Annotated in this window: 1 protein-coding gene and 1 pseudogene; one reads left to right on the top strand and one right to left on the bottom strand. The window is 37.0% G+C overall.

Features of this window, described 5'->3' with window-relative positions; translation table 11 throughout:
* On the top strand, positions 1-573 hold a 573-nt coding region (locus tag BACCOPRO_RS07835; protein ID WP_008142524.1), incomplete at its 5' end, for a hypothetical protein.
* Positions 574-805: 232 nt separating this feature from the next.
* On the opposite strand, the pseudogene BACCOPRO_RS07830 reads toward BACCOPRO_RS07835, so the two are convergent.
* Positions 806-1,100, bottom strand: a pseudogene (locus BACCOPRO_RS07830) (hypothetical protein); the annotation flags it as partial.

The following is a 1,100-nucleotide window of genomic DNA, read 5'->3' as shown; positions in this document are numbered from 1 at the left end:
TTTTTTGCTTGTGCGTTATTTGCTGGTATGGCTGTAACCTCATGTTCCAATGAAGATGATTTAACGACTGTATCTGTTAGTGATACTCAAACAGACATGGAAGTCTTATCTCGTTTTATTGATGTGAATGAAGCTACGAATGAGTACTATATTAATGAAAACAAGAAAACAAGGGCTTTGTCGTATGTTTCTGATTCAGATTGGCAAGCTCTTCAAAATGTAAGTCCTGTAAATTTAGAGAAGTGTAAGAAGGATTTGCAGGCTTTGAATGAACAAGTAGCAGAAGCGGTTTCAGACCCTAAAGTTGCTTATATGGTTTTTTCTGTAAATGGGAAAACAATTGTTAAGAATTTAAGAAACGCAAATTTTGGTTTTGAAAAATCAGAGGGAACGGCAGTTTCTTCAAGAACTATACCTTCAACACTGATGGTGTATGGTGGTAGTGAACAAACCACAACTCCTTTTAAAGACCCAAGTAGGACAATTCGTATGACTGTTGAGAAAGATCCATTTGTGACTGGATATTATTTTTTCCAAATTCTTAGTCCTAATGCAAAGGTTAAATCCAGATGACAATACAACAACTCCTGAAAGTGTTGCATTTAGCGGAACTGGTTCTTTGTTTAATACATCGTTTACGTGGACAGCTTATTACGATGCGTTGGAAAATGGGCAATATAATTGGGAATTTAAAGCTAAAGGAAGTACACCAAGTTCTGGTACAATAGCTACTTGCCGTTTTAGTAAATAATAGTTTACTTATTTATATGAAGAAGGAGAGCGCTTTTAATGCTCCCCTTCTTTTTTATATATGTAATCCTTTACCAATATCAAGACCTAATACCTTTTGCAGCTTATTCCAAAGCTCTCGAAAGAAAGTTTTGAAGTGTGTGTCATTCATCCAAATGGTGGTTATGCCGTTCCGGCTCTTTGCGATGTCTATTTTTACGTTCTTGACCGGATACGACTTTCTTCTTTCCCTGTCATAAAGGTTTCCGGTGTAGGTTATCTCCTTTCCTGTAAGGAGCTGCCGGATATTGTTGTTTTCTACTCCCATAGACTGGAGTTCCTCGATATTCTCTTTGGCGTTCTCCATGCTT

The organism is Phocaeicola coprophilus DSM 18228 = JCM 13818 (assembly GCF_000157915.1).
Lineage (GTDB): Bacteria > Bacteroidota > Bacteroidia > Bacteroidales > Bacteroidaceae > Phocaeicola > Phocaeicola coprophilus.
The sequence above is the reverse complement of the archived record's forward strand: the minus strand, read 5'-3'. Positions and strand labels throughout refer to the sequence as shown.